Source organism: Flavobacterium sp. MFBS3-15 (assembly GCF_026107645.2).
Lineage (GTDB): Bacteria > Bacteroidota > Bacteroidia > Flavobacteriales > Flavobacteriaceae > Flavobacterium.
In genome coordinates this window covers 86,148-105,790 of the sequence record NZ_JAPCHV010000018.1, presented here as the reverse complement: position 1 = coordinate 105,790, position 19,643 = coordinate 86,148, and the positions used below count along the sequence as shown (strand labels likewise).

The following is a 19,643-nucleotide window of genomic DNA, read 5'->3' as shown; positions in this document are numbered from 1 at the left end:
AAAACGTATAACCTTTTATGGGCTAAAAAGGAGACTTTAAAATGTCAAAATCAGCATGCAAAGAAAAGTAAACTTAATTAAAATGAAAAAGGGGCTATCCTTTTGAGACAGCCCCTTTAAAAAGCTCCCCCTCTTGGGCTCGAACCAAGGACCCTCTGATTAACAGTCAGTCACTGGATGTTATCATTTATTATCTAATACTTTCAAATGTAACCAAAATCAAAGGTTTACAATTATAAGTCTTAATACTTATTGACTCTTTTAAACAGGTGTTTTCTAAATTGTTTGACCTATGTTTGACCCATTATTTACAATGTAGCACCCTATAATAAGTATCATTTGGCTGTCCATTGTTGTAGTCAGCATAGTAAACCTTAATTCCATCAAGTTCGCAGTCTGTAGTATCTGAGGCTTGTGTCCAACCTTCCTGTGGCTGTCCTCCTTCAACGAGAGTGTAGTGGCAATCACATTGCACATTGTTTGTTGATTTACTGTCATCTCCTGAACAGGATGTAAATGCATATAGCATTATCATGGCTAATGAGCCTTTAATAACTGTTTTCATTATTTTGCTTTTTTGGTTAGTGATTTTATAATAGTGGTTATAATGGATATTACCAGCACTGCAAAGAATACATTACAGAAGCCGATATAGAAACTCTCTCCCCATGTCTTTGGCCTCTGTAAGGCTTGGAGGCTGCTGTAGTATTTTATGGCTATAATAATTCCTGTAATAGCACCTAAAGCTAATGTGATAATGGCAGTCATTATCCAACCTGCTTTTTTTGCAGGTTTATTTCGTGATTTGATAAAAGGGAGTTTCTTAGCCCTGGATTTCACTTCTTCATCTGTCATATAAAGAAACGTATATACTCCTATACCTGAAAGAATGATGAACATAATAATGATGCCTTTATAAGGCAAAGTCATACCCAGTATATTCACATCATACAGGTAAAGTGGTATAGAAAGGCTATGCTGTTGGAGATACCCAACCATAGTATAATCATTAGGCTCTTTAATCAAATACGCAATGAGAATAATGCTTATACTTATGAGTATGATGCTGACAGATATTTTTTTGTTTTCTAACATTTTCATAATAAGGACTATGTTGACATATATGTTAACCAATTAGACAAATTTAGAGCAAATTTTGATGTTGACATAAAAATCAACGTCATAGTTTGAGAGATTATACTCTACATAAGAAAGTGGGCAAGAGAATTCAGCAGATAAGGGCAGAGAAAAACATTACTCAGCAACAATTGGCTGCAGACTGTGATTTTGAAAAGAGCAGTATGTCAAGACTTGAAGCGGGGAGGGTTAATGGTACATTGTCAACATATGAAAAAGTTGCTAAAAACTTAGGTGTAGACATTATTGAACTGTTCAAGTTTTCAGATCAATCTTAATACATAATAGCTATTAATATTAATCTTTACTGTTTTCAACTTTTGAAATTTACTTCTTTAAAGCCTGTTTTTCCTCTCCTTCACATTCATCTTAACAAACCATTTTCTGCAAAACTATAGTGACCATGCCTGGTAATAATCATATGGTCAATAATAGAGAGTTCCATTAGAGCAGCAACTTTCAGTATTTTACAGGTAATATCTTTATCCTGTGAACTTGGCTGTGTATTGCCACTGGGGTGATTGTGGCAAAGTATAAGACCTGATGCATTACATTTTAAAGCAACAGCAAAAAGGAGCTTAATATCTACCACAGTACCGGATACACCCCCTTTAGATAATGGATATATTCCCAAAACTTCATTGGCTCTGTTAAGCATCAATATTTTAAATTCTTCCTGAAGCTCAATTGTGTTTTGGTTCCAGGAGCTTAGGAGTACATCCAAAGCTTCCCTACTACTCGTTACTTTAATCTTTTCACTGAGAGTTGTAGAATAAGAGACCTGTATTTCAGAAACAACATTTTTCATAGTTGACTATATTAATAGCCAAAACTTGTTTTATCAAGTCTTGGCTATAGTAGTTAATGTATTTTTTCGAGGAAGCCATTTTTAGAAAAGGCTTCTTCATTACCAGTTTATGAACGTGTCTATTGTAGCCTCAGACTTCTCAACAGGCATAGCCTTTGTAAACTTCGCCACAGGTGCATCATCAGGCTCGTAATCAAACCTGTGGGTCAAGGTAATAATCTCTCCTGTGTCTCTGATTGTGTATTCATAAGGCTCACATTCAACCTTGCTAATTTTACCCGGCATTTCAGTTCCGATTAAGGCCTTACATGTTAGCTCATCAAAAGTTGATGTAATGCTTGCTTTTCGTGCAGTAGCATAAAATTTACCTGTTTGATGTGACCTTACCATTTCAATGCCTCCTTGCACTTCCAGTACAAAGAAGTTTTTCCCATCCTCAGATGTTCTTTCCTTGTAATTAATGATTCTTACCATTTTTTAAAATTTTGAGTTATTCATTTGTGCCTTATTGTGGCACACTCATGATAAGTGAGGGTTTTGAGGGGGGGATAGGAATTTCGAAATTGGAGGGGTGGGGGAAGTGTAATAGTAGATTAAGCTCTCTTTATTATAAGTTAAAATCGTTGACCAACTACGTTGCTAAATTTTATAGACAATTTATAGACAACAAGGCAATATCAGTTGTTGTTGATATTTTACTGAATATTTGCTCGTCAATTTGTTATAATATATACATATATTTGAAAAATTAAGAACTTTAAATTCCTTTTGCTCATTATGAAAATTTTACATTTGACAGATTTACATTTTAAAGATACGAGCTCAACGAACTATAGTATAAGTAAAATTGTAAATAAAATATATGAAGAGACTAAAAACCATGGCATTCAATATATTTATTTTACAGGGGACTTAGTATTTTCCGGCAAGTCATATGATGATTTTTTAAAAGCAGAGGAAATTTTACTAACTCAACTTTCCACCAAATTTAATATACCCCATAAAAATATATTTATAACTTGTGGAAACCATGACGTTTATAGGAACCAAGAGATGTCCGTTATTACTGAAAAACTTTTCAATCTTAAAACTGAAGATGAATTGAATAGTTTTTTAAAAGATGAGAATCAATATAATGCCAGCTTGGAAAACATTAAAAACTATCTTGAATTTCAAAAACATTTTTATGAGAAAAATCAATTAGATGATACTGAAGTGGATATTTTATCGGATTTATATACAATTCATAAAAGGATATTCCATAATAAAAATGTATATATAGTCTCTATCAATACAGCATGGAGGGCGAATGATTCAAGTACTGATGCCGGAAATTTACTATTTCCTTCTGAAACGTTAAAAAGCATTATTTTGAAGTTGCCAAAAGAAAGCTTTAAGATTTTACTATTGCATCACCCTCTAACCGATTTAAGATATTGGAATCGTATATTAATTGAAGATTTGATATATGATAATTTTCACGCATTGTTTTACGGCCATACACACAAATCTCTAAATACATCCATAACTAAGAATTCTGACGGAATAGTAACTGTCTGTTCAGATGCATCATTATCAAAAATTAATAATTACGAATATGTCGGTTTTACAATTATTAACATTGATATCGATGACATGAGTATGGAACTTAAAAAATTTAAAATCGATAGTGAATTTCTTGCATATCCTAATGGATATCCATTTAATATACAAATTCCCGTTGATGATAAGAAGAGGGAACTTCTTGATTTTAGAAAAAAGGTTTTGAAATTATATGATATTGAGTTAAATAAGGCTAAAGAGATTTTCGTAAACAACTCGAAGTCATTATCAACATTTGAAGATTTATTTTCTGAGCCGATATTAAAAACAACTTCCTCAACCTCAATAAATAGCATTGCCAGAACTTCAAATTCTGCTAAAACGGTAACTTTAAAGGAGATTGAAGAAGATTTTGACAATAATTATTTTGTATATGGAAAGGATAAATTTGGTAAAACTGCAATTCTGTACAATCTATTTGTTCATTACTTAAAAAATATATCATTTTACAAGGTTCTTCCAATCTACATTGATTGTGGAGCAAAGAGTATGAAGGAATTGACTATAGAGGATATTTTTATACGCACGTATCAAATTAATAAATCATTCTTTCAACAATTAAAGAACGAATATCATTTAAGGCTTCTTTTAGATGATTATAATAAATGTGACACCAATTTTAAGACTACAATAGCAGATTTTATAACTAACAATAAAAACGTTACTTATGTTACAACTTTCGATGAAAATATTTTAAGCGATTTTCAGGAAATATCCATAGACTCAACAACGCATATAAAACTATACATTCACAATCTTACATCAAAACACGTAAGAAGTATTACCGAAAAAACTCTTAAATGTGATGTTGAAAAGACAGAAGAAATCATTAAAAAAATTAAATCAATTTTTAAGCAATTAAATTTACCTCTTAACTATTGGACTGTTTCATTATTTCTATGGATTTTTAATAACACTAATGAACAAAATTTCCACAACAATTTTGAATTAATCCAACTATATATTGACAATCTATTGGATAGGCAAAACATTGTTACAGATAAACAAATTAAAATTGAATATGAAACTTTGAAGATATTTTTAGGTGAATTAGCAAACCATTTAGTGAAAGAATATCATAAATCGAACTATAATATCAAATACGCGAAACTTGTTAATTTTATTGAAGAATATAAAGTTAGAAACAAAAGACTTGTTATCACTACGGAAGCTCTATTAACTTTAATATATGAAAAAGGAATACTAAAACAGGTTAATGAAGACCAATATACTTTTCGGTTAAAAGGAGTTTTTGAATATTTTATTGCATACTATCTGAAAGACAACAAGAGGAGCCGAGATGAAGTCATTCAAGATGACCATTTTTATTTGTCGTTTGGAAATGAACTCGAATTGGTTTCTGGATTTAATAAACGTGATTCAGATTTTTTAACTCAAATTCTTGATAAATCTTCTGGATTATTTAAGGAAACAAATGATTATTATAAGAGCATTGGAAATGCTGATGAAATTTTAATCACTAAAACATCGTCGTTAAACTTGAAGTTATCTACTTACAAAAAAGGTATTAAGACTCTTGTAAAAAAAGATATTGATACTGTAAGTGATGAAATGTCACAATTTCAAAGCACAGATAGTGATGTAAGACCGAAAAAAATGTATGATAAAATAGAATCTATTTCAGATCATCTCGAAAAAGTGCTTTTTATTATGTCAAGAGTTTATAGAAATTCGGATGTAACAGATGACAAGTTAAATAATAAAGTTTTAGATTTTATTTTAGAATCCGCTTGTAATCTTTGTTTTTTAATTATTGATGAACATGATGAAAAGGCCGATTTTGACGAAAATGTTTTTAAATTATTTACTAACTTCATACCTCTGGTAATCCAAAATTTCCTTTTTGATGCGTTAGCTCAAAATAATCTTGAAAATATCTTTTTAGATAAAATTGAAGAGTTAAAGACAACCAAAGGTAATGAACTTAAGATATTCGTTCTATATTATATGCTTGTTGATTTAGATATCAAGAATAATAAGAAATATATTGATGAGGCAATTTCTTATATTAAAATTAATAGCCTCAAACATGCCTCAATGTATAAATTGTTTTCTATGCTACTATTTGGTAGTTATAGTTCACATGCAAATAAGCAGTTTATTGAAACTGCTGCTTTAACACAAGCAAAGAAAATTGATAATTCTAAAAAGAATATTGAAACTACTTTAAAGACACTACAGAGTATATCTAATAAAAGTAAAAACGAGAAATAATAGGAAGTAAAACTTCTTAGAACAAAGAAATGAAATATCAATCGTATGACTTAGGTCAATTAAAAGGAGGAGAAATAGTAGAGGTAACCCTAAAGGGAAATTCTGCTAACGTTAAATTAATGGATAGCTCTAATTTTTCACATTATAAATCTGGAAGACGCCATACATTTTACGGAGGGCATGTTAAGCGTTCACCGTTTAAGATTCCTGTACCTCGCTCAGGGAAATGGTATATTACAATAGATTTAGGAGGATATGCTGGAAATGTGAGTTCTTCAGTCAGAATACTTCCTGGAATATTACCAGAAGCTCGCCAAACAAGGCTCTCGAATGTGCCTTCATTAGTACAAGATAGGGAAATACAATCAGAGTTTGGAGAAGAACCTATTGTGAGGAAATATGATGTATTTATTTCTCACGCATCTGAGGATAAAGACGATATTGTAAGGCCATTGGCACATGCTTTACAGAGCAAACAGTTGAGAGTTTGGTATGACGAATTTGAACTTAGAATAGGAGATAGTTTACGTCAGAAAATTGATAAAGGTCTTGCTAATAGCAGATTCGGAATTGTGGTTTTGTCTAAGAACTTTATTCGTAAGGGATGGACAAACTATGAATTAGATGGTATAATTACTAAATCTATAAGTGGTGAACAGATTGTGTTGCCACTGTGGCATAATATTACAAAACAAGAGGTGATGGATTTTAGCCCGTCTCTTGCTGATAAGGTTGCAAGAAACACTGCGAGTTTTACCATTGAAGAAATTGCTGATGAAATCGCTGAGGTAATTAATAATTAAATGATGATTAGGCACCCATTTGTGGGTGCCATTTTCAACTCAAAAACCAAGAGTAGTTGGTATCACTACTACTTAGTGCTTTAGAAATGCCTTCAGCAAAACCAAAGACATTAACTCCCCTTTGCAGAAATGTATCTACATAAGAGCCTTTATTAGCTCCTGTAAAGAGGTTATACATATTCCATAGACTTATGTTTCATTCCGGCAAAAACTCTCATCAAGGTAATAATCTTTTGCAACCGTATTTATATGCCCATCATTCAGAAGCAACTGTGGTAATTTCACTTTCTCCTTTTTTGGCAAAAAATTATATAGTCTGCTTTTCCCTATGAGTTGCGCAAATTGTTTCTCTGTAAGCTCATGCTCAGTTAAGTCCTTCATAGCTTGGATATGTTGACTGAGATTGTATGTCTCAATGCCCTGTGTAATCTTCTCTTCAAGGTCAAGTGTGCTCATTGCTCTTATTTCATCCTGAAAGCCATCTGTACTTATACATAAGTTACAGCAAACCATATTCTGAAACCCAATGAAGAACTTAAACCTCTCATGCGTCTTTTTGCTATAGAGGTTATCATGATTATACGCTCTTACACCACCTACAGTAAGGCTTAAGTCATTCCCGTTGACAGTTTCTGTGATTGCAGGTATGCGTATTATAAAAGCCATCCTCTCATAATACGTTGTTCTCTGATGCTCCTGAAGGTCTTTTGCGGCAATATGCAATGCATCAGATGTCCTTCCCTTAATTTGATGACTTACCCTTACTTCAGGTTGCTCAAAAGAGCCATCAGGAAAGAACTTACTAATGCACTTTTGGGTAACTTCAATAAATTCCTGATGTGACAATGTAATTTCATTGTCTTTAGTAAACACAGGAATTATACAGTCCTCTTTTAAATGAGTAAGGCTAACCTCATGTGTGTTAGCCACAATAAACGGACTTTTATGTATGGTCTGTTTAGGAACGTAATTACTCCTAATCCCAAAAGCAATATCATCATGTCTCTCCTCATGCTTTGGGCTTAGGAGTATTTGTGTTTCATTACTATTGATTGGTGTGAGTGCCGTTTCCATTTGATTTATGATTTAGATTAGTTAGTTGTTGTAATAGGTTTTTCTTATTTACGAAGTCTGCCTCAATGGTTTTAGCTACGTCAAAGTTCTTGTTGAATAAGTCTGTCAGCTCTTCCATAGTATTGCATTCAGTAACCAATATCTTAAGCTGCTCTTTAGTCATAGTACTATTGCACCATTCAAGTATTTTCCTGCCAGTGTGTGAGTTGATAATAAACTGTGGCTTACCCTCAAACAGGTTTGTCCTGTCCTTAGATGCTGTAGCGAAGTGCTTTATGTCTATATCGAACACTAAAGTAAACTCGTAACTGAGTTCATCCCTTTGTATAGCCTTAAGGCCTACCTTTTCAGGCACCATCTTGCCATTACGCTCACTAAGTACATAGTCCTGCTTAACCCTCAGGGTACAAATGAAATGAGCTTGCCCCTGAAGTATCTTATCAACAAATGCTTTCTGCCTTGGAGTAATTTTAGCCCAGTTGGTAAAGGAGTTTCCTGGCAGTGATGCATGATAATCTATGAGGTAGTCCCAACAGTGACTGATGCTATCCATAATGATAACTTCCATTCCTGCGTTGATACAAACATCCATAGCTTCAATATACCTTTCAGGAGAATAGGGTGGCTCTAAAGGCAGCACATTGTATTTACCCAAATGCGCATAAAGGTCTGCACTGCCATTTTCAGTATCAATGACAGCAACCTTTGATAAGTTGCCTGTTAAACCTTGTGCCAAAAGTAAGGCACTTAAACTTTTGCCTGAGCCACTTGGCCCCTGCAAGGCCATTTTGATTTTAGCCTTATTTCTTTGAGATTGTCTTAAATTCATAGTTATAATAAATAAAAAGGCCTACGCTGAGGTAGGCCATTGGTTAATATCAGTTTTGTAAATCGGAATAGATTCTTCTATGAGTTTCCTGTTGATAATATCTATATCATCTTGCTCAAATTCCTTAAGATAAGCAGTTGTAATACCTACATTACTATGTCCCATTGATTGGCTAATAGCTTCTGTACTGACTCCTAAATACCTCAGAATAGTTGCATAACTGTGTCTTGCAACATAACTTGTAACGGTACTATAAATGCCTTGTATTTCGGCAATTTTCTTAAGGTCACTATTGAACTGTTTAAGCTTCTTAGCCTTCCTGTTCTCAATTTGAACAGGTGTTAGGTCTCGATGCAGGAGTATCGGGAAGACATAGTTAGTTGTACTTTTTCTATCTCTGTATTCATCAAGTATCTTCATCACAGGGGGCAGAATCTCTATTCTAAAGCCAACCTTAGTTTTGGAGCGACTATACACTATGTAATTTCCTTGTATGTTATCCCAGGTCAACTTCATCATATCATAGAAGTTCATTCCCCTTGTGTAGAAGGAGAACATAAACAGCTTCTTTGACTGTATTAACTCTGGGTGCTGTTCCTCGTCAAGTTCCTCAATTAGCTTTATCTCTTTATGTGTTAGAGCACGTTTTAACCCTTTTCCTTTAAGCTTAGATACCTTATATGCTTTGAAGGGATAATATTTTTCATCAACAATGCCTTTTTTAATACCATCGTTAAATAATGCCCTAAGCTCTCTCATTCTTACACCTATCCCACCATCTTTACTACCTGTGCTTCTTAGATAGGTTTCATACTTGTCAAGCATCTCTACATTGACCTCTCTGAACATTAGCTTCTCATTCTTAGCAAACTTATAAAAAGAGGTCATCGTGTCTTTATATGCCCTTGCGTTGCCGGTTCTGCCTGCTAAGTTTAGGTCATTTATCTTTTCTTCCCAAAACTGTTTCATTGAAATGTTCACGTCCTTAGCTCCTCGAAATCTGCTCTCGAATTGGGTAAGGGTAAAGTCCAGCTTCTCTAACTCAAACTCATCTATTATCTTTAAGGCTTCCTCCTGTCTTTGTAGTAAAATCCTATTACGCTGAACATAATTATTATCACTTTTTTTTAATTTACTACTACCTTCATCCCAATCCTTTTTAAGGCATTTAATTCCCAGTGCTATAACTTTTGCTTTGCGGTCTTTTATAATGCTTAGAACAATAGGATATAGCCCTTCCTTAGTTGGTTTTTCTTTGAGTTTTATTCTTATACTTGCACTCATAATAAATGTGTTTTATAAGGTTGACATAATCCTGTAATACAATATATGGATTATGTCAACCATGTTAATTACTAATCAAAAAATGGAATTTATCAATGAGACTCTGCCGAAGGTTATTCCTTGTCTTTAGTAGGTCATACTTGGCTAATAGTTCACTAAATTTCTTCTTATGTATACTTTTGGTTTGCCTACTATATTGCTTTGATAGGTCAGTCCAGTAGCGTCTACTTGTATAGGTATTAAGGGCAGCTTTGTCGACTTCACAACTTATATACGAAAAGTCATCAATGATAACCATATTGTCAAACCTCTTTAGTAAGTAGTCAAATAACCTCCGTAATATATCTTTATTTAGAAGGTCAGTTATATTATACACATCAAGTTTGTTAAACTCTCTTTTCCTTATAAATTTGATTTCAAACCTGAGGATATTGTCTATAAGCCCGTATTGTTTAGCCTTGTCATACACTTTTATATAATAGTCAGTATGGTCAAACTGCATATACTCACCTTTCCCTTTAAATTTCAATCTATGGCTGTATTCTTCTCCTCCATGCCTGATGATGTTTCCTCTAATTATGTCCTCAGCAGGGATAGGAGTACTTATGTTTAAACCAAATTCAAGAACCGTTAACTTAGCATCATCCAATCCTATGAATTTACTACGTAGATAGTTTATAGTTCCAGATAGCTTAGAATATGTTAAATCATTATGATTCTGCTCTCCATTATTTTCCAATACATTATAGAGTTTATGAATTGAGTTCTTTATAAATACCACCTTGTTATTAATACCAACTTCCATGTTTTCACACGAAGCCTTATATGGATATAAGATTTCTCCACTATGGTATTCAAATATTGTATAAACCTTATCGAAGTTTTCTTTGAGAAGAATATATTCCTCAATATCCTCTTTATCATCGTAGACAAGTCTAATGAAATCTATCATAACATTAGGCTTTAAGGATACGGTTTATATAATCATTCACTTCGCTGTTTAGTTCTTCAGTGGAGGAAACCCTATTAGAAAGTAACCAACTGTCAAGCTCTGCTCTTCGGAAGTATATAATCTTACCTCCTGGTACGTAATAAGGTATTTCTTTACTACTCGTCAGCTTATATAAGGCAGACTTAGATAAGTTGAGATACCCTGCTGCTTCCTCTAAGGTTAGGAAGTTCTTGCTTAACACGTACTGCTTTTTTACTAAAGCTTCAATATCTAAAAGCTTTTTCTCAATACTATTCATCGTTTTATATTTATGAATAGGGGTGCACCAACTATTCGATTAGAGGTGCAAGATTAAGATATAAAAAAGGCTTTTATTTTAAAGTGTAATGCGGGTGTAAGATGTAGTGTAATATAAAGTGTAAGGTTATTAAATTTTGGAGAGGAAGGGTTTTACTGCTTCTGTTATTTCAGAATATTTACCTATATTATTATGCCTTAGATAATGATTTGCTTTATTAATATCATTTTGATTAAGTAGTTTCATAGACTTATTGTAAAATGCTTGACTGGCACTTATACGTGAAGCAGATAGGTTACTGAATAAAGGCTCAATAGCATTTAAATAAAACATGATGCTTCTATTATCCCTGTTGAATATGATTTTTCTATTTTCTTCTTTCGGGTTTGGAGAAATAAATACATCTAAAAACTCATCCTTTGTTACTATATCCGAATCAATTATGTTTAAAGTTACTGAAGCATAATACAGACTTCCCAAAACTTTCCCACTAACCTTTGTGCCAAAATAGGAGGATGTTGATAATTGTTTAGCAGGTCTTTTGATAGGGAAATTGGTGTTAACAAGTAATTTGTTGAGACATAGCCCTATTGTCTTAAGATGCTTTAATATAATAATTTTATGATTTGGAATAGAATTAACCTCTTTCTTTATTTTTACTAAGACATTAAGTTGTTTATTTATAAATAAATCAGCCTTACTATTCTGATATTGTATTTCACTTTCCCTTTCTTCAAGTAGCTTACAGGTTAATATAACGTTATTGGTAAGTAAGGTGTTGAGCTGGTCTTTAAAATACACTTTCCGTAAAGGATTATCTCCTTCTATATATTCACTTACGCTGTATTCAATATACCCTCCAATCTTAGATGATACTTGTGAAGGATTTATAGAATAATCATAGAAAGAGGATTCATATTTATGCAAACATTCCTTTGTTAGGAAGGTTTCAAAAAATTGTAGAGGTTTATATTTGGTACTGTCTTGGTAAAGTTTCATAATCAAAATTAAAGAAAATCATGATTTGTTTTACCTCTGTTTTACCCACATAAAACAAAAAAGCCCTTACATTGCTGTAAAGGCTTCTTCTTCAGTAGCTCCCCCTCTTGGGCTCGAACCAAGGACCCTCTGATTAACAGTCAGATGCTCTAACCAGCTGAGCTAAGGAGGAAACTGTATATTGTTCTGGTTATACCGATATTTCTGAACGTTTGCCGTAAAAGCGTTGCCTTTATTGCGGTGCAAATATATAACGATTTTTAGTTTTCGCAAATAAATTGGCGAAAAATTTAAAAGAATTTTTTAGCGTTTACTTAAAGATAAGCTGATATATATCCTTACCGAAGGTTAATACCATGAGGCTTAGCAGGATAATCATACCCACGGTTTGCACCGTTCCGGCTGCCTTATCACCCAGCCTGCGTCCGGTAATCATTTCGGCGATGGTAAACAATGCATGCCCACCGTCCAGCCCGGGTATTGGCAGCAGGTTCATAAAGGCAAGCCCTATCGAGAACAGCGCTGTAAACTTCCAGAAGAATTCCCAGTCCCATTCTGACGGCAGTGCCGAGGCAATGCCCACTACGCTTTTTACGTGCTTGTAGGCTCCTGTAGAAGGGCGCAGGATCAGTTTAAACTGCTTGATGTTATATACTACCAGGGCATAAGATTCTTCCACCGCTTTCGGCATGGCCGAAAAGAAGTTGTAATGCTCTGTTGTTGTCAGGCTGATACTGTCCCTTAACCTCTGCGTATAACCCATCGTACCGTTTTCGTCGACATTCACCATAAGTTTTACAGGCTGATTATCACGTAGGATATTTAGAGTGACTTTGCCATTCTTGTTTTTGTACGCCAGTTCGGCTGCCTGCCTCATGTAACGCAGCTTCTCATTATTTACGCCAACAATAATGTCACCTTTCCTGAGCCCTGCTTTTTCGGCATTTGAGTTAAGATTTACAGAATCTATTATGGTACTGTTTACCTTATAGTGAATGAAATCGCGGCCTTCTTTGTCAAGTATCTCCTTCTTGTCTTCATCGGTAAGCACAAGGGTCTCCACTTTGCCCTCGCGCTGAACTTTTATCGTATCACCCAACAGAATGTCTAAAACAAGCCTGTCAAAGCGTTCCTGGTACTTGCCGTCGACACTTACAATCTTGTCGCCATCGCGAAAACCAACTTTCTGCCCGGTTTCTCCAAACACGAGTCCGACATTTTGTATCTTTTCCGTTGAAGCATATGTTTTGCCATAGGTGCTGTATACTATGGTAAAAATCAGCCATGCCAGCAATACATTCACAATGATGCCTCCCAGCATGATGATAAGCCTTTGCCAGGCCGGCTTGGCGCGGAATTCCCACGGCTGTGGCTCGCTTTTCATCTGTTCGGTGTCCATGCTCTCGTCGATCATGCCCGAAAGCTTCACGTATCCGCCCAGTGGCAGCCACCCGATGCCCCATTCCGTTTCACCTATTTTCTTTTTTACCAGCGAAAAGCCCGCATCCATGAAAAGGTAAAACTTTTCTACCCTTACCTTAAACCATTTCGCGGTTATGTAGTGCCCAAATTCATGCAGTATGACCAAAATCGACAGCATGAGCAGCATTTGGCCAACCTTTACAACTATATCCATTCTTTTATTTTAGTTATCTGTAAACGCACAAAAATAGTGTTTTCTGATTACTTACATCGATTTAATTTCCGTATGCGTTTAAATGTTTGTTAATAATCGCCGCCATGGTTTTTTGGTTTCGATTTTACGGGGTAAATTTACGTGGCAGATCCAAAATCCGTAAGAATTGCTTTCGGATTGGTATCGACTGCATTAAAAAAAAGTACACCATGGCTCCATCACTCTTTTCACTGCTCCAGATAAAAAGTATTATACTCAAGAACCGCATTGTCATTTCGCCCATGTGCCAATATTCAGCGGAGGATGGGTTTGCTAACGACTGGCACCTGGTACACCTGGGGGCGAGGGCCATCGGGGGTGCGGGGCTTATTATTCAGGAAGCAACTGCCGTGTCGCCGGAGGGACGGATATCCCCACAAGACCTCGGTATTTGGAGCGACGGGCATGTTGAAAAATACAAACAGATAACAGCTTTCATCCTTTCGCAAAATGCATTTCCCGGAATACAACTGGCGCATGCGGGGAGAAAGGCGAGCATCACCGCGCCATGGCAGGGTAACCGCAAACTGACCCTGGACGAGAATGGCTGGCGTACGGTGGCACCAAGCCCAATACCGTATCATGAGAATGAAGCGCTGCCGCCTGTCGAAATGGATGCAGAGGCCATCCGTAAAGTTATTGCCGATTTTAAAGCCGCCACCAAACGCGCCCTCGAAGCGGGTTACAAAGTGCTCGAGATACACGGTGCGCACGGCTACCTGCTGCACCAGTTCCTCTCACCGCTGATCAACAAACGTACCGATGAATATGGTGGTAGTTTTGAAAACCGGACCCGCCTGCTTTTGGAAGTTGTGGATGCCGTAAATACGGAATGGCCGAACGACCTGCCTTTATTTGTAAGAGTGTCCGGGACCGATTGGGCTGACGGCGGCTGGAATGAAGATGAAACTGTAGCGCTCGCAAAGTTATTGAAGGATAAAGGCGTGGATATCATAGACTGTTCGTCAGGTGGGGCGGTGTCGTACCAAAAAATACCTGTTGGCCCCAACTACCAGGTTCCAATAGCCGAAAGGGTAAAAAGGGAAGCTCAAATTTGCACCGGTGCCGTTGGCCTGATCACCGACGCGCAACAGGCCGAAGACATTATTAAGGAAGGGAAAGCCGACCTGGTATTCTTTGCCCGCGAAGCCCTGCGTGATCCCAATATTGCCCTTACCTTTGCCCACGAGCTCCATGCCGATGTCATTTGGCCAAAGCAGTACGAACGTGCACAACTGGAAGACTAACGATAAATATTAATTTGAAAACGTCCTATTCCCCTCTCCTTTGGAGAGGGGTTAGGGTTGAGGCCTATGATAAAAACAGCACTACTCTCTTACGGAATGTCGGGCAAGGTATTCCATGCCCCGTTCCTCGAAATGCATCCCGGGTTTGAGCTTACCGGCTCGTGGGAACGCAGCAAAAAACTCATACAACAGGATTACCCCAACGTGAAAAGCTATGCCTCGCTGGAGGAGCTACTGGCCGATGATGTTGAACTGGTCATTGTCAACACGCCTGTGGATACCCATTTTGAATATGCCAAAAAAGTACTGGAAGCAGGAAAGCACGCCCTGGTAGAAAAAGCGTTCACCACCACCGTGGCAGAAGCCGAAGAGTTGAGTGCCTTAGCGAAAGAAAAAGGCCTGAAGCTGGCCGTATTCCAGAACCGCCGTTGGGACAGCGACCTGAAAACCGTAAAGCAGGTGCTCGACGAAAATCTGTTGGGCGACATTGTGGAGGCCGAATTCCGCTTCGACCGTTATAACCCTGTCCTCAGCCCAAAAGCATGGAAGGAAAGTGCCAATCCGGGTGCGGGCGTACTGCTCGACCTTGGTCCGCACCTTATTGACCAGGCGGTTTATCTATTTGGTTTCCCCGATGCAGTTTTTGCCGACATACGGCAGTTGCGGGAAAACTCAATTGTGGATGATGATTTTAGCATACTTCTGTATTACCCCGATAAAAGGGTTAAGCTGCATGCGGGCTTCTTTGTACGCGAAGGTGTACCGGCCTATGCGCTGCACGGACGTAAAGGCTCGTTCCTGAAGCAGCGTGGCGACATTCAGGAAGATGTTTTGAAAACCGGGCACAAGCCCAACCTGGCCGACTGGGGTACAGAACCCGAAGACAAGTGCGGGTTGCTCCACTGTGAGAAGAATGGTGAAGTTTTGCGCAAAAATATCCCGACACAACAGGGCAATTATTACAGCCTGTTTGACGGACTACATAAATCCATCACGGAAAATACAAAAGAACCCGTTACCGCCGATGACGGCATCAGGGTCATGAAGATAATCAATGCAGCGCAGCAAAGCAGCAAAGAGCGAAAAGTAATAGAGTTGAAAGAATAACCATTTTACCACATAGATACATAGGGTTCATAGTCTTGGCCATTTGTGGCGAAAATATAATTCCACATAGTTGAAGCGACGCTTCACTCTGTGATGCTAAATAAGGCCTTGATTATAGGAAATAAAAACTATGTGCCTATGTGGCTAAATCTTAAATAACACTTCAGGAAGTAATCATGGAAAAAAGACAATTAGGCAACACCGGCCTGCATGTATATCCCATCACCTTTGGGGGCAATGTATTCGGCTGGACGATAGATGAGAAAAAATCTTTTGAGCTGCTCGATGCCTTTACCGGCAGGGGATTCAATTTTATAGATACTGCCGATGTGTATTCGCGATGGAAGCCCGGCAACCAAGGAGGCGAATCGGAAGCCATACTTGGCAACTGGATGAAGAAGCGCGGCAACCGCAAGGACGTGATCATCGCTACCAAAGTGGGAAGCGACATGGGGCAGGGCAAGGTTGATCTGTCAAAAAAATACATCATGAAGGCCGTGGATGCTTCCCTGAAGAGATTGCAGACAGACTATATCGACCTGTACCAGTCCCATTGGGACGACCCCACAACCCCATTTGAGGAAACGCTCGATGCCTACGCTGATTTGATTAAATCCGGCAAAGTGCGCCACATTGGCGCCTCTAACCTTACTGCGGACAGGCTTAAAGAGGCACTGCAAACTGCCCAACAGCATGGATTGCCGTTATATGAAACGTTCCAGCCGCATTACAACCTGTACGAAAGGGCTGCTTTTGAGGACGGACCCGAACCGGTGTGCCTGGGCAATAACCTCGGTGTGCTGAATTATTATTCCCTCGCCAGTGGCTTCCTTACCGGGAAATATCGCTCTAAAGACGACCTTGGCAAAAGCCCGCGCGGTGGCGGCGTTGAAAAATACCTCGACGACCGCGGCTTCAAAATATTGGCGGCCCTCGATGAAGTAGCGAAAACGCTAAACACCACGCCGGCCACAGCAGCCCTGGCGTGGCTCATCCACAGGCCGTCGGTTACCGCACCCATAGTAAGCGCCACAACGATTGAGCAGCTCGAGAGCATTATGAAAGCGCCTGACCTGCCCATCACTGCCCATGAAATTGAGCTGCTGACGCAGGAAAGCGCCTGGTAAAAGGGTTGTTGCGTTGATTTGTTTATCGTTTAGCCAAACTCAAGATTTTCCATTATAACCATGCGTACTATGAAATACCTGATCATCCTGTTCGCTTTTGTAACCTTTGCCACTGCCCAGGAAAAACCACTCCAGCCTACCGGTTTGCAGATGGAAAACATCGCTTACCCATTTCCCGTAAAAGAGTTCCCGCTCAGGATACAGGGGGAAGATCTCGTAATGGCTTATATGGATCTGCAGCCGCAAAAACCTAACGGTAAAACGGTGCTCCTCCTCCATGGCAAGAATTTTCCGGCTATGTATTGGGAGCAGACGGCCAACGACCTGGCGAAAGACGGATACCGCGTCATCATGCCCGACCAGATCGGTTTCGGGAAGTCTTCTAAGCCCACTACTATCCAGTTTACCTTTCAGCTGCTGGCACAAAATACCAAAGCCCTTTTGGATAATCTAAAGGTTGCGAAAGTGTATGTCCTTGGACATTCTATGGGTGGGATGCTCGCTACCCGCTTTGCTTTGATGTACCCTGATATAACCGAAAAGCTCATCCTCGAAAACCCCATCGGGCTGGAAGACTGGAAAACCATTGTCCCGTATCAAAGCGTAGACGACTGGTATGCCGGTGAGCTGAAGCAGGATTACAAAAAGATGAAGGACTACCAGATGCAATTTTATTACGATAACAAGTGGAAGCCTGAATATGACAAATGGCTGCTGCCTGTAGCGGGGTGGACCATAAATAAGGAGTATGCTGTGATAGCCAAAACCTCGGCATTGGCCTATGATATGATATTCACCCAGCCGGTAGTGTACGAATTTGAGAATTTAAAGATGCCGGTGCTGCTCATCATAGGTCAGCGCGACCGTACCGCATTGGGCAAAAATAAGGCTCCTGAGGAAGCGCAGGAAAAGCTGGGCAACTATCCGGTCCTGGGGCGCGAAACCCAAAAAAAGATAAAAGATGCCACCCTTGTTGAACTTGACAATGTGGGCCACCTGCCACACATTGAGGCCTATGACAGGTTTATAACCCCGCTAAAGGGATTTTTGAAGAAGTAAAGTTTGGAAATTTCCATGGCGGATAAGGCATTCCGGTGAAGTTCCCATAAGGAGGTTCTGCTGCCTGAATACAATTTTGACAAAATAGTATACACCCTGTTTTAGTTAATTCTTTACTTTTATTCGGTAAAAGCATTCCAATGGAACAAGAGCTGATTGTTGCCGATGAACCTTCCAAACGATTAAAGAAGGCTTATAAGGATATGAAGGCATCCTACCTGAAACGCGTCAGGTGGGCCGTAACACTGTTCTATTTTGCCATGGGGCTCAACTTTGCCACATGGGTAAGCCGCATCCCCGACATTCAGGCCTACCTGCGCCTCTCCGAGGGCGATTTGGGGACAATATTGTTTGCCATCCCCACAGGACAGCTTTGCATGATGCCTTTTTCAGGTGGGCTGGCTTTGAAATACGGCAGCCACCGTACGGTTGTCATAGGCCTTTGTTTTTACGTCTGCGGGCTCATAGGGTTGGGTTTTGCACAGGAGCAATGGCAGCTTATGGTGGCGCTTTTCTTTTTCGGGATCTTCAGTAACCTTACCAATATTTCTGTCAATACCCAGGGAATTTATACCGAAGGGCTGTTCCGCAGGGCAGTGATGTCATCGTTTCACGGCGCATGGAGCCTGGCCGGTTTTACAGGTGCGCTTATCGGCATCGGGATGAAAAGCCTGCACGCCGGGCCGTACCTGCATTTTATTGTTGTGGCGGTAGCCATATGGGCAGTAGTTTTTTTCAACTACAGGTATCTTGTAAAAGCCAAAAGGCCGGATAAGCCCAAAGAAAAACGCAGGCGCTTCTCCAAGCCAGATACCGTCCTGCTTTGGCTGGGCATCATGTCATTCTGCTGTATGCTCAGCGAGGGCATCATGTTCGACTGGAGCGGGGTGTATTTCCGTAAGGTCGTTCATGCCGAAGGAGCCCTTAGCGGACTCGGGTATGCCTCATTCATGGCCTTTATGGCAATAGGCCGCTTTTCGGGCGACATCATCATTGCAAAATACGGACGCAAAAGAATATTGCAGGTTGCAGGCTGCATGGTGTCGGTAGGGCTGTACAGCGCGGTCGCATTCCCTTACCTGGTGCCGGCCACCCTTTCGTTTATGTTAGTGGGGTTGGGTGTCTCTACCATTATACCCATTATCTTCAGCGTTGCGGGCAACCGCCCGAACATTGCCCCCAGCATTGCATTGCAAACCGTGTCCAGTGTAAGCTTTTTGGGTTTCATGCTTGGCCCGCCCATAATAGGCCATGTAGCCGAAGCCACAAGCCTTCGTACCTCTTTTGCTATTATAGGCGTGTTCGGAATCGGCATAGCGCTTTTGGCTTCGTGGGTGAAGGGGATTGAGTAATTAGTGCTTTTCTGTAATAACATAAAAAAGGCCGGAAATCACTCCGGCCTTTGCT

Annotated in this window: 18 protein-coding genes, 1 tRNA gene and 1 pseudogene; 8 read left to right on the top strand and 12 right to left on the bottom strand. The window is 38.9% G+C overall.

Going from position 1 to position 19,643, the window contains the following annotated elements; genetic code table 11:
• Window positions 1-304 precede the first annotated feature (304 nt).
• Together OGH69_RS15400 and OGH69_RS15395 are read right to left on the bottom strand one after the other, a co-directional pair.
• Entirely contained in the window at window positions 305-565 is a 261-nt protein-coding gene (locus tag OGH69_RS15400; RefSeq protein ID WP_265175380.1) for a hypothetical protein, read from the bottom strand.
• The gene (locus OGH69_RS15395) at window positions 565-1,101 is read right to left on the bottom strand and encodes a hypothetical protein (protein WP_265175379.1); all 537 of its coding nucleotides are present in this window, start codon (window positions 1,099-1,101) and stop codon (window positions 565-567) included. The genes OGH69_RS15400 and OGH69_RS15395 overlap by 1 nt, the downstream gene beginning before the upstream one ends.
• 86 nt (window positions 1,102-1,187) lie before the next feature.
• Between OGH69_RS15395 and OGH69_RS15390 the strand changes: the two genes are divergently transcribed.
• Complete coding sequence (locus OGH69_RS15390) at window positions 1,188-1,415, top strand: helix-turn-helix domain-containing protein (protein WP_265175378.1); 228 nt, start codon at window positions 1,188-1,190, stop codon at window positions 1,413-1,415.
• 86 nt (window positions 1,416-1,501) lie between these two features.
• On the opposite strand, the gene OGH69_RS15385 is transcribed toward OGH69_RS15390, so the two are convergent.
• The gene (locus OGH69_RS15385) at window positions 1,502-1,945 is read right to left on the bottom strand and encodes a JAB domain-containing protein (RefSeq protein ID WP_265175377.1); all 444 of its coding nucleotides are present in this window, start codon (window positions 1,943-1,945) and stop codon (window positions 1,502-1,504) included.
• A gap of 99 nt (window positions 1,946-2,044) precedes the next feature.
• Complete coding sequence (locus OGH69_RS15380) at window positions 2,045-2,419, bottom strand: hypothetical protein (RefSeq protein WP_265175376.1); 375 nt, start codon at window positions 2,417-2,419, stop codon at window positions 2,045-2,047.
• A gap of 303 nt (window positions 2,420-2,722) precedes the next feature.
• Here OGH69_RS15380 and OGH69_RS15375 point away from each other — a divergent pair, with 303 nt between their 5' ends.
• Complete coding sequence (locus OGH69_RS15375) at window positions 2,723-5,782, top strand: metallophosphoesterase (protein WP_265175375.1); 3,060 nt, start codon at window positions 2,723-2,725, stop codon at window positions 5,780-5,782.
• 29 nt (window positions 5,783-5,811) lie between these two features.
• The gene (locus tag OGH69_RS15370; protein ID WP_265175374.1) at window positions 5,812-6,585 is read left to right on the top strand and encodes a DUF1883 domain-containing protein; all 774 of its coding nucleotides are present in this window, start codon (window positions 5,812-5,814) and stop codon (window positions 6,583-6,585) included.
• Window positions 6,586-6,619: 34 nt separating this feature from the next.
• Here OGH69_RS15370 and OGH69_RS15365 read toward each other — a convergent pair.
• From OGH69_RS15365 to rseP, 8 genes and pseudogenes are all read right to left on the bottom strand, one after another.
• Window positions 6,620-7,659 (bottom strand): annotated as a pseudogene (locus OGH69_RS15365) (DUF3871 family protein).
• Window positions 7,631-8,488, bottom strand: coding sequence for an ATP-binding protein (locus tag OGH69_RS15360; protein WP_265175371.1), 858 nt, complete (start codon window positions 8,486-8,488; stop codon window positions 7,631-7,633). The pseudogene OGH69_RS15365 and the gene OGH69_RS15360 overlap by 29 nt, the downstream one beginning before the upstream one ends.
• 21 nt (window positions 8,489-8,509) lie before the next feature.
• Complete coding sequence (locus OGH69_RS15355; protein WP_265175370.1) at window positions 8,510-9,772, bottom strand: site-specific integrase; 1,263 nt, start codon at window positions 9,770-9,772, stop codon at window positions 8,510-8,512.
• Window positions 9,773-9,836: 64 nt separating this feature from the next.
• The gene (locus OGH69_RS15350) at window positions 9,837-10,724 is read right to left on the bottom strand and encodes a hypothetical protein (protein ID WP_265175369.1); all 888 of its coding nucleotides are present in this window, start codon (window positions 10,722-10,724) and stop codon (window positions 9,837-9,839) included.
• Between the two features lie 4 nt (window positions 10,725-10,728).
• Complete coding sequence (locus OGH69_RS15345) at window positions 10,729-11,022, bottom strand: helix-turn-helix transcriptional regulator (RefSeq protein ID WP_265175368.1); 294 nt, start codon at window positions 11,020-11,022, stop codon at window positions 10,729-10,731.
• 129 nt (window positions 11,023-11,151) lie between these two features.
• A complete protein-coding gene (locus tag OGH69_RS15340) occupies window positions 11,152-12,021 on the bottom strand; it encodes a hypothetical protein (RefSeq protein ID WP_265175367.1) in 870 nt (289 codons plus the stop codon).
• Between the two features lie 98 nt (window positions 12,022-12,119).
• A tRNA-Asn gene (locus OGH69_RS15335) sits at window positions 12,120-12,193 on the bottom strand.
• A 138-nt stretch (window positions 12,194-12,331) separates the two neighbouring features.
• Complete coding sequence (gene rseP / locus OGH69_RS15330; RefSeq protein ID WP_265175366.1) at window positions 12,332-13,657, bottom strand: RIP metalloprotease RseP; 1,326 nt, start codon at window positions 13,655-13,657, stop codon at window positions 12,332-12,334.
• A gap of 209 nt (window positions 13,658-13,866) precedes the next feature.
• Here rseP and OGH69_RS15325 point away from each other — a divergent pair, with 209 nt between their 5' ends.
• The 5 genes from OGH69_RS15325 to OGH69_RS15305 all read left to right on the top strand — a co-directional run bounded on the left by OGH69_RS15325 (window position 13,867) and on the right by OGH69_RS15305 (window position 19,588).
• On the top strand, window positions 13,867-14,943 hold the full coding sequence (locus OGH69_RS15325) for an NADH:flavin oxidoreductase/NADH oxidase (RefSeq protein WP_265175365.1): 1,077 nt from the start codon (window positions 13,867-13,869) through the stop codon (window positions 14,941-14,943).
• 66 nt (window positions 14,944-15,009) lie between these two features.
• Window positions 15,010-16,050 carry a Gfo/Idh/MocA family oxidoreductase gene (locus tag OGH69_RS15320; RefSeq protein ID WP_265175364.1) on the top strand — a complete coding sequence of 347 codons (1,041 nt, stop codon included), beginning with the start codon at window positions 15,010-15,012 and terminating at the stop codon, window positions 16,048-16,050.
• Between the two features lie 176 nt (window positions 16,051-16,226).
• Entirely contained in the window at window positions 16,227-17,177 is a 951-nt protein-coding gene (locus OGH69_RS15315) for an aldo/keto reductase (protein ID WP_265175363.1), read from the top strand.
• A gap of 60 nt (window positions 17,178-17,237) precedes the next feature.
• Window positions 17,238-18,236: an alpha/beta fold hydrolase gene (locus OGH69_RS15310; protein ID WP_265175362.1), complete on the top strand. Its 999-nt coding sequence runs from the start codon at window positions 17,238-17,240 to the stop codon at window positions 18,234-18,236.
• A 140-nt stretch (window positions 18,237-18,376) separates the two neighbouring features.
• Window positions 18,377-19,588 (top strand): MFS transporter, encoded by a 1,212-nt coding sequence (locus tag OGH69_RS15305; RefSeq protein ID WP_265175361.1) that lies wholly within the window; start codon window positions 18,377-18,379, stop codon window positions 19,586-19,588.
• Window positions 19,589-19,643: the final 55 nt, after the last annotated feature.